The sequence below is a fragment of the Streptomyces sp. SID3212 genome, assembly GCF_009865405.1.
Taxonomy (GTDB): Bacteria; Actinomycetota; Actinomycetes; order Streptomycetales; family Streptomycetaceae; genus Streptomyces.
This window is the reverse complement of record NZ_WWJY01001103.1, coordinates 1-9523: the sequence shown is the minus strand read 5'-3', so window position 1 is coordinate 9523 and position 9523 is coordinate 1. Positions and strand designations below refer to the sequence as shown.

The 9523-nt window shown below is 68.9% G+C and carries 10 protein-coding genes; 7 read left to right on the top strand and 3 right to left on the bottom strand.

Annotated elements, in window-relative coordinates; translation table 11 throughout:
• Nucleotides 1-88 precede the first annotated feature (88 nt).
• A complete protein-coding gene (locus GT042_RS32675; RefSeq protein ID WP_237531435.1) occupies nucleotides 89-1600 on the bottom strand; it encodes a GMC family oxidoreductase N-terminal domain-containing protein in 1512 nt (503 codons plus the stop codon).
• Nucleotides 1601-1813: 213 nt separating this feature from the next.
• On the opposite strand from GT042_RS32675, the gene GT042_RS32670 reads away from it, so the two are divergent.
• The 4 genes from GT042_RS32670 to GT042_RS32655 all read left to right on the top strand — a co-directional run bounded on the left by GT042_RS32670 (nucleotide 1814) and on the right by GT042_RS32655 (nucleotide 4826).
• Nucleotides 1814-2197, top strand: coding sequence for a hypothetical protein (locus GT042_RS32670; protein ID WP_161312308.1), 384 nt, complete (start codon nucleotides 1814-1816; stop codon nucleotides 2195-2197).
• A 137-nt stretch (nucleotides 2198-2334) separates the two neighbouring features.
• Nucleotides 2335-3141: a catechol 1,2-dioxygenase gene (locus GT042_RS32665; protein WP_161312307.1), complete on the top strand. Its 807-nt coding sequence runs from the start codon at nucleotides 2335-2337 to the stop codon at nucleotides 3139-3141.
• A 137-nt stretch (nucleotides 3142-3278) separates the two neighbouring features.
• Nucleotides 3279-3674, top strand: a complete 396-nt coding sequence (locus GT042_RS32660; protein WP_161312306.1) for a cupin domain-containing protein — start codon at nucleotides 3279-3281, stop codon at nucleotides 3672-3674.
• A 111-nt stretch (nucleotides 3675-3785) separates the two neighbouring features.
• Nucleotides 3786-4826 carry an alcohol dehydrogenase catalytic domain-containing protein gene (locus GT042_RS32655; RefSeq protein WP_161312305.1) on the top strand — a complete coding sequence of 347 codons (1041 nt, stop codon included), beginning with the start codon at nucleotides 3786-3788 and terminating at the stop codon, nucleotides 4824-4826.
• 210 nt (nucleotides 4827-5036) lie between these two features.
• On the opposite strand, the gene GT042_RS32650 is transcribed toward GT042_RS32655, so the two are convergent.
• Complete coding sequence (locus GT042_RS32650) at nucleotides 5037-5303, bottom strand: hypothetical protein (protein WP_161312304.1); 267 nt, start codon at nucleotides 5301-5303, stop codon at nucleotides 5037-5039.
• Nucleotides 5304-5433: 130 nt separating this feature from the next.
• Nucleotides 5434-5838 (bottom strand): ester cyclase, encoded by a 405-nt coding sequence (locus tag GT042_RS32645; protein ID WP_161312303.1) that lies wholly within the window; start codon nucleotides 5836-5838, stop codon nucleotides 5434-5436.
• 61 nt (nucleotides 5839-5899) lie between these two features.
• Between GT042_RS32645 and GT042_RS32640 the strand changes: the two genes are divergently transcribed.
• From GT042_RS32640 to GT042_RS32630, 3 genes are all read left to right on the top strand, one after another.
• Nucleotides 5900-6241 carry a helix-turn-helix domain-containing protein gene (locus GT042_RS32640; protein WP_161312302.1) on the top strand — a complete coding sequence of 114 codons (342 nt, stop codon included), beginning with the start codon at nucleotides 5900-5902 and terminating at the stop codon, nucleotides 6239-6241.
• Between the two features lie 451 nt (nucleotides 6242-6692).
• The gene (locus GT042_RS32635; RefSeq protein ID WP_161312301.1) at nucleotides 6693-7562 is read left to right on the top strand and encodes an SDR family oxidoreductase; all 870 of its coding nucleotides are present in this window, start codon (nucleotides 6693-6695) and stop codon (nucleotides 7560-7562) included.
• 18 nt (nucleotides 7563-7580) lie between these two features.
• Complete coding sequence (locus GT042_RS32630) at nucleotides 7581-9230, top strand: carboxylesterase family protein (RefSeq protein WP_161312300.1); 1650 nt, start codon at nucleotides 7581-7583, stop codon at nucleotides 9228-9230.
• The last annotated feature ends 293 nt before the right edge of the window (nucleotides 9231-9523 follow it).

The window sequence follows — 9523 nt, the reverse complement described above, 5'->3', positions numbered from 1 at the left end:
GCCAGACCCCACTTCGCGGACACGCCCTAGGTGACCTCCTCGCGAGGGTCGCCCGGGTGGCAGCGGGTGGGGCGCCCGGGGCGTGGCGTCACGAAGCGGGTGGGGTTCCGGTCATCAGGTCCGCGGCCTTCTCGGCTATCGCGAGGACGGTCGCGTTGGTGTTGGCCTCGGGCAGCGTCGGCATGATGGAGGCGTCGACCACCCGTAGGCCCTCGATCCCCCTCACGCGCAGGTGCTCGTCGGTCACCGCGGCGGCGTCGGTGCCCATCCGGCACGTGCCCCCGGTGTGGCAGTACGAGATGACCGCCTCGCGCAGGTAGGCATGCAGGTCGTCGTCGCTCCGCAGCGCGGGGCCGGGGAGCACCTCGTGGTCGCGCCAGGGCCCGAGGGCTTTCGAATCGCCTGCTTGGCGTGCCCGGCGAAGACCGGCGGTCATGCGGTCGACGTCCCGTCGGTCGGTGAGGAAACCGGGATCGATGGCGGGCGCGACGTCCGGGGCTCCCGAGGCGAGCGTGACGGAGCCACGGCTGTACGGCGACAGCAGTCCGACGCCCATGGTGTAGCCACTGGCCAGGCCGGGCGGTGCCAGTGGCACGTCCATGAAGAAGAGGTGCAGATCCGGCCGGGTCGCGTCGTCGCTGCTGCGTACGGCGGCGACGACGTCGATGTGGTTGCTGTCGCCGGGGGTGATGTCCGCCGCGTAGGTGGCCACCCCCACCGGGTGGTCGGACAGATTGGCGCCGACTCCTGGCAGATCCCGGACGACCTCGATGCCGTACTCACGGAGCATGTCCGCGGGTCCCACGCCCGACAGGTGCAGGAGGTGCGGAGAGCCGACAGCTCCGGCGCTCAGTACCACCTCACGGGTGGCCCGCGCCTCGGACTCGACCCCGCCCCTGACGTGGCGGACACCTGTGCACCGATCGCCGGAGAAGATCAGCCCCACCACCAGGGTGTCGGTGGCCACGGTGAGGTTGGGGCGGCCGGCGGCCGGCGTCAGGTAGGCGTCGGCGGCGGACTGCCGAACCCCGTCGGCCACGGTGAGCTCCGTCCACGTGACGCCCTCGGGGTCCGCGCCGTTGAGGTCGTTCGACACAGGGATGCCGAGGTCACGGAACGCGTCGAAAGCCGCACGGGACGCGGGGTGGGGGGCGTCCACGGGCCTGGGGCGCACCGGCCCTCCGGTTCCCCGGTGGGCGGGATCGAGCCCCTCGGTGTGCTCACTGCGGCGGTAGTACGGCAGCAGATCGGCGGATCCCCAGCCAGGGACCTTCCACGCGTCGATGGCTGCGGGATGGCCGCGTACGTGCATCATCGCGTTGATGGCGCTGGAGCCTCCCAGTACCTTGCCGCGTGGGTAGACGATCTCCCTGCCGTTCAGCCCGGCCTGGGCGACGGTCTGGAACCCCCAGTCCACCTCACCGCCCCACAGGCTGAACCAGGCACCCGGAACCGCCATCGCCGGCGGCCCTTCGGCCTGTCCCGCCTCGATCAGCAGCACCCGGACGGCGGGGTCCCGCGACAGACGCGCCGCCAGTACCGAACCGGCCGTACCGGCCCCCACCACCACGAAGTCGAAATCCTGCGCTACTTCAGTCATGAGTACATCCCTCATCAACTCGTCAGGTGCCCTTCTTGACGTTATCGACAAATCCGACAAAACAACCTCACAGACCAACGTACCAGCCGTTCAGTAGGCACGCCAGGCTTCACGTACCAATCGTTCAGTACGGGATTGACATACTGAACGATTGGTACGTACGTTGGTCGTGCGGTCCAGGGGATCGGCCCCTGCAAGCCGAGGAGGAACGAAATGACTCACGAGCAGACGTGGGACGTGGTGCGCCGCTACCACGAGGCGTGGACCACGGCCAAGGACTTCGATGCTGCCTCGCGACTGCTCGCGGAACGCCTCGAGACGGACCTTCCCGTCAACACGTACGTGGACAAGCGGGAGTTCGTGAAGGCGATTCGCGGCTTCGGCGAAAGCGTGTCGAGCGTCCGGCTCCTCTCGGCCTGCGCCGGCCCCCATCCGGGTGAGGCGCTGATGATCTACGACCTGGTGCTCGACGGGATCGGGACCCTGCGGATCGCCGAGCAGTTCAAGGTCGCCGAGGGCCGGATCACCTTCATCCGGCAGGTCCACGACACGGCGACCATGCGCGCGGCAGGGTTCGCACCGGCCCTGTCGCTGTGACCGACCCCGCTGCCGGAAAGCAGCGATGGCGGCGCCGGCAGCTATCAACGGCGATCCGGTCGGCGTACGGCGGCACGCGCCGTCAGAGCACCACCGAAACCGACAAGCAACTTCAAGAAGGAGATGAAGGCAGAACAATGACCGAATACAACGGGCGCGTCGCAGAGGTGTCGGCCGAGCTTCTCCAGGCGATACGAGGCGTTCTGCTCAAGCAGAAGGTCCAGTACGACGAGTACTCGGCGGCGGTCCTGTGGATCCGTGATCTCGTCGACGCCCGCGAAGTGCCGATGTTCATCGACAACCACTTCGAGGCGACCGTCGAGAAGGCCACGTACGACGGCCTGCCCGGCTCGCAGGGGACGGTCGAGGGCCCGTACTACGTCGAAAACGCGCCCCTGCTGACGGAGAAGCCGTACGTCATGCCCATGCGCGACGACGAGCCGGGTGACGCGATGGTGCTCAGCGGCCAGGTCCTGGACCTCGACGGCAAGCCCGTGCCCGGCGCTCTCATCGACATGTGGCACGCCGGCAACGACGGCACCTACTCCAGCTTCGTCGGCGACGCTCCCCCGCTGAATCTCCGGTGCAAGATGATCACGGACGACGAGGGCCGCTTCGAGATCAGGACGATCAGGCCCCAGCCCTACCAGATCCCCACGAGCGGTCCCACAGGGCGCTTCCTGACCATGATCGGCCGCCACGCGTGGAGGCCCGCGCACTTCCATCTCAAGGTCTCCGCCGAGGGCTACGACCTGGTGACGACTCAGCTCTACTTCCGCGGCGGGGACTGGCTCGAAGGCGACGGTGACGTATCGGGGGCCGTCAAGGAGAACCTGAAGATCGACGTGACCCAGAACGAGGACACGGACGTGGCGGCGCTGTACTCGCTGAGCACCCCGTTCAACTCGTGCGAGTACACCTTCCACCTGCGTCCCACGACCTGACGAAGCGCCACATCCGCGGTCCGTCACCCGTTCACCGTCGTGTCGCGTCATCTCCGGCCGAACAGGAGCGTGATGTGTTGCGGAGGACGGCCCGCTCTCTCTTCAAGAACGAACACCACCACAGCAGGAGGACGAAGATGAACGTCATGAGGAACGGACTCGAAACGATGGCCGGCCCCCCCGAAGGATTCACCGGGGACGTCTACATCGACGTGATCAGCAAGCCGCTGCCGCCCGCCCGGATCATGGGCGGAGTGGTCCACTTCACGCCCGGGGCCCACACGGCATGGCACAGCCACCCGCTCGGCCAGACGATCTACGCCACCGAGGGAGTCGGCCTCGTCCAGCGCGAGGGAGGACCGGTCGAGGAGATCCGGCCGGGCGACCGCGTCTCCATCGGGCCCGGTGAGAACCACTGGCACGGCGCCACGCCCGGGTGCTTCCACACCCAGATCGCCTACCAGGCCGCCGACGAGACCGGCAACCACACCGCCTGGGGCCCCCACCTCACCGAGGACGAGTACCCCGGGTAGATCCCACAGCGGCGCCTTTCCGGGTCCGTCTGCGGGCGGGGCTCGTACCCCTCCCCTCGCCCGCTGACGGACCACGACCCACAACTCCAACACCCCACTGGAGAGCACACCATGCGCGCAACACTCCTGTACGGCGCCGGCGATGTCCGTGTCGAGAACGTCGCCGATCCCGTCATCAAGCACCCCACCGACGCCCTGGTCCGCGTCACCGCGGCCTCCGTCTGCGGCAGCGACCTGCACCTCTACGACTCGATGGGCCCGACGAACGGGATCCGGATGGGCCACGAGTTCATCGGCGTCGTCGAGGACACCGGCTCCGAGGTCACCACGGTCAAGCCCGGCGACCTGGTCGTCTCCCCGTTCGCGATATCCGACAACACCTGCGACTTCTGCCGCGAGGGCCTGCATACCTCCTGCACCCATCCGGAGGCCAACTACTGGGACTTTGAACCGGAAGAGGGCGCCCAGGCCGAGGCCATCCGTGTACCCCTGGCCGACGGCACCCTCGTCAAGCTCCCCGTCGCCGCGGACTCGGCTCTCGTCCCCTCGCTGCTGACCCTGGCGGACGTGTACTGCACCGGCCATCGCGCCGCGGTGATGGGCGGCGTCGACGAGCGCACCCGCGTCACCGTGATCGGCGACGGCGCAGCCGGCCTCATGGCGGTGCTCTCCGCAAAGCTCCTGGGCGCCGAGCAGATCATCCTCATGGGACGCCACCCGGACCGCACCGACCTGGGCCGCGAGTTCGGCGCCACCGACATCGTCGCCGCCCGCGGCGCGAAAGGCGTCGAAGCGGTCCGCGACCTCACCGGCGGACACGGTACGCACGTGGTCATCGAAGCCGTCGGCCACCTGCCCGCGTACGAGCAGGCAGTCGGCGTCGTGCGCGCGGGCGGTGTCATCAGCCGGATCGGCGTCCCGCAGTACGAAGTGGCGCCGATCGGCATGGGCAGCCTCTTCATGGGCAATGTCCGCCTCGCCGGAGGACTGGCCCCTGTTCGCGCGTACATCGAGGAACTGATGCCCGCCATCCTCGACGGCGCCATCGAGCCCGGAAAGGTCTTCGACGCCACCACGGACCTCGACGGCGTTCCCGCCGGATACCAGGACATGGCCGACCGTACGAGCCTCAAGGTTCTCGTCAAGCCCTGAGTTCCGGACGCAGGGCGAGAATTCCGCGCACGTGACACGGTCTTCGTTCGATCCCGTACGATCCTGTGCTCCGACCGCGGACGATCCACGAGATCCCCGTGCCACAGACCTACGCCGCCCCGTAGCTGAAGGGCGCCGCGATAAAGGCCGGAGACCGGAAGAGCGCCGAACACCTCGGTAGGCGGTCGTCGGCTGCGGAGCGACGAGGACTCAGGCGGAAGGGGTCAGCCTTTTGGCTGTGCTGCAGTGCGCCGTCCTCTGATGCCGCCACAGCTGAATCGCTGTCACTCCGAGCAGCACCGCGAACACCACCACCAGGGCGCCAGCGATCTCCGACTGCCGGCCGCTGTTCACCCGGTCCGACTGCATGACCAAGCCCAGTACGGACAGTGTCATTCCGACCAGGTACACCGAACGCACGCGGCGCAGCTGCCGTACCGCGCGGGGGGCAAGGGCAACACGCTTCATCAAAGCCATACCCGCCCCGATACCCCCGCCCGCGCGAAACAGACATCACCCTGCCCAGGAGCAGGCTGAAATCTCCTGCCCCTGTCCGCGGGTCCACCTCGAACTTCCGTGGTGTGCGCGTGTTGTGCCGGTTCCCTGGTCACTGGCCGAGCTGCTGTACCACTCCGTAATAGTCCTCCAGGTGCCAGCTCCGGACGATGCGGCCACCCTCGATCTGATGGTAGTCCGACGCCCTGATGGCGACCTGGCGGCCGGTGGCGGGGATGCCCAGCAGTTCGGCGACCTGCTTGCCGCTCGTGACGTGCCGTACCGCCACGCGGTCGCCGTCCACGATGATGTCCTCGATCGTGAAGGCCAGGTCGGCCAGGACGCTGCGCAGGTAGCCCGTGGTCCCCTTCCACCCGTCGGGGCCCGGGCCGGCGGGCAGCGGCGGCTCGGCCGTCCATTCCGCGGCCAGTACCTCGTCCACCACGCTCGTGTCTCCGGTGGTCAACGGTTCGTAGAAGCGGCGGACCAGCGCCTCAGCTTCAGTTTTGCCAGCCACAGCAGTCACCCTCGTTCGTACGTATGAAATTCAAACTTACTCATCAGGTACGCTAAGTTGCGTGAGTCTGAAAAGCAAATCCGTGGAGATCGGCGGCGGGCGCGGCTGTCCGATAGCCGCCGCCCTGGACGTCGTCGGCGACCGGTGGTCGCTGCTCGTGCTTCGCGACCTGTCTCGCGGGGTCAACCGCTTCAACGACATCCAGGCCAATACGGGCGCGCCCCGGGACAGGCTCACCACCCGGCTGCGCGAGCTGGAAGGGGCCGGGGTGATCACCCGCCGCCGCTACAGCGAGCACCCGCCGCGCGACGAGTACCTCCTCACCGCGGCCGGAGAGGCCATCGCGCCGGTGCTGCGTGAGCTGGAGATCTGGGGCGAGAAGTACGCCTTCGGAGACGACTGATCAGCGCGCGGCGATGGACGGTGTCGGCGTTCCATGAGCCGCGCTTTTCGTTTCGTCGGGCGCCGTGATGCGCTGACCGTCCTGCGGAAGACTCAACCGGCAGATCTGCGCAAATCTGCGTTCGGTGGGCCTTGTTCCCGGCAGCCCCTGCCCTTCTCCGGACAATGACTGATTGGTCCCGGCGACGCGAGCTCCCCGCCCGCGTCACCGGGGCCACTCGCATATCCACGGCCGGCCGTCGCTTCCGTGCACGACAGCTACTAGATGCGATTTTCAAACTCGCCTGTTAGGGTTCCCTGCACAGTGAGTGTGGAAATCAAACCTTCCTGGACGGTGCGTGACGAACGGCGGCACCGAGCGCCATCCGGCCGTTCTTCGCCATGCGGCGTGCCGTACCCGACACCATCCCCTTCGTGCCCGGACAGCGGGCCGCTACAACTGGAGCAGACGCATGAGCGGTCTCATCATGGTCACCGGCGCCACCGGCGGGCTCGGGGGCGACGTCCTGGACTTCCTGCTGAAGCGGGTCCCTGCCGAACGGCTCGCGGGCCTGGCCCGCAAGCCCGAGGACCTCGCCCACCTTGCCGAGCGCGGAGTGACCGTGCGGCAGGGCGACTACGACGACCCGGACAGCCTCGTAGCGGCATTCCGGGGCGTGGACAAGCTCCTCCTCGTCTCGGCGAAGTCGTTCACCGACGCCAAGACCGCGCACCGGAATGTGATCCGCGCCGCCAAGGAAGCCGGCGTGCGGCACATCCACTACACGGCCATCCAGCGCCGCCCCGGGTCGGCCTTCGTGCTTCCGCAGGTCACCGAGTGGGACGAATACACGGAGAACGAGCTGACAGCCTCCGGCCTCGACGTCACCGTGCTGCGCAACTCGCAGTACTTGGAGGCGTTCGACATGCTGATCGGTGCGATCACTCCGGACCGTGTGGTGCGGGTGCCCGTCGGCGACACCCCGATCGCCCTCGCCACGCGTGGTGACATGGCCGAAGCGACCGCCGCCGTCCTCGCCTCCGACGGCCACGAGGGCCGCAGTTACACCCTCACGGGCTCCAAGTCCTTCACCCTCGCCGACTACACCGACGTCGTCGGGGAGATCACCGGCTCCCCCGTGACCCACGAGCAGATCTCGGCCGAGGACTACATCGGCCGCCTGCTGGATGCGGGCACACCGGATCAGTGGGCGCCGTTCCTCGCGGCCTGGTTCCAGGCGATGGAAGCCGGTGAGTTCAGCCCCGGCGACGACGTCGAGCGCCTGATCGGACGGCCCACTACGTCGCTCCGATCGGTGGTCGCACAGCGCCGCGCCAGCTAGGCGTGTCCGCGTAGTGGCGTGGCCAGCCGGACGCCACTACGCGGACCTGGCCCAGTACGGCCAGCGGTACCCGCGGCGCGTCCGGCAAGTCTCGGCTGCCCGGGACGGCTTCGGCTGCCCGTACAAGATCTCGTTTCCGGGGGCGGGCCCCGCAGGCCGGCCTCCGGTCACCGCCCTAAGGAGGGCGGCAGGGCCGACCACCGCACCTGGGCCTTCGACGGCATCCCGTACGCCGCGCCGCCCGTGGGCGACCTGCGGTGGCGCCCGCCCCGGCCCCCCGCCCACTGGCAGGGGGTACGGGACGCCACACGACCCGGCGACCGGGCCATGCAGGCCGACAACGGCTTCGGCTTGCTCCCCGTGAACCTCAACCCGGCCGCCACACCCCGGCCGATGAGCGAGGACAGCCTGGACCTCAACGTACGGACACCCTTCGGCACCGACCGGCCCGTGCTCGTGTGGATCCACGGCGGCGGCTTCACCGGCGGGAGCGGAGATGCCTACGACACCACCAAACTCGCCGAGCAGGGCATCGTCGTAGTGACCATCAACTACCGCCTCGGGGCACTGGGCTTCCTCGACGCCCCGTCACTCGACCCGCACCACACCGGCGGCAACTACGGGTTGCAGGACCAGCAGGCGGCTCTGCGCTGGGTGCGGCGCAACATCTCCGCCTTCGGGGGCGATCCGCACCGCGTCACCATCGCGGGACAGTCGGCCGGCGGCCACTCCGTCGCCGCGCACCTGGTCGCCCCCGGCTCCAGGGGCCTCTTCAGCGCGGCCGTCATCGAGAGCGGCGACACCTCCTCGACCGTACCGATCGCCGCCGCACGCAAGGCCGGCCAGGACTTCGTCACCAAGACCCTGGGTGTGCCGGACGGTCCGGACCAGGCAGCCCGCCTGCGGACCCTCTACGCCAAGGCGATCACCGACAAGCAGGGCGCTCTCGCCTACCAGGTCCCGCTCGGCCACCTGAAGTTCGGCTCCGGGCCCTGGCTGGTGTCCGGCGGGTCGGTGCTGCCGGAGGACCCTGCCACCGCCATCCGGGAAGGGCGCGCGGCCAGGGTTCCCGTCCTGGCGGGAAGCAACAAGGACGAGATGCGAATCTCCAGTTTTCTCGACGAGCAGTTCAAGGCGCCGGTCACGAAGGAGACGTACGGTCCGAAGCCGACCGCGCAGACGAGCCCGGCCGCCCTGGCCCGCTACCCGCCGGCCCCCGGCACCCGGCCCCCCGTCGCGCTCGGCACCGCGCTGACCGACGGCGCCGTCGGCGACATCCGTGCCCAGGAGCTCGCACTGTCCCGCCACGCACCCGTCCACGCCCACGAGTTCGCCGACGACGCGCCGCCACTGCCCGGTGCCACCTTCGACATGGGCGCCTACCACACGGCCGAACTCCCCTACCTCTTCGGCGTCGCCGACATGCCGGCCCCCCTCGACGCCGAGCAGCAGCGACTGTCGGGGCAGATGATCGCCTACTGGGCGAACTTCGTCCGCACCGGCGACCCCAACGGCGCTGAGGTTCGTAACGGCACCCAGGTCAGGTGGCCGACCCTTCCGGCCTCGGTTATGTTCCGTAACGACACCACCACGGTGACCGACTCCCGCGCCTTCGCCGCCGAGCACCGGTGGGACTTCTGGAAGTCCCAGCCCCTGCCCTTCTCCTGACGAGCCCTTCTCCTGACGAGAGCCGAGTCGGGTATCCGGTCCGGGGAGGATATCCGCAGGAGCGTACCCGCTCACCACCGCGGCGAGAACGCCGCAACAGACGTGTCAGCAGGGCGACGGTAAGCCGCCCTGCTGACACGATTTCCTGAACGATCCGGCCTCGGATCGGCGTTGGTTCAGGTGGTACGGCAGCCCGTTGCCGGGCCGCGGCGATCAGGCGCCGGGGATGAAGGGGACATCGTCGGGTGCGGCCTTGCGGGCCGCGAGGATCGCGGCGGCCGTGCCGCCGACCG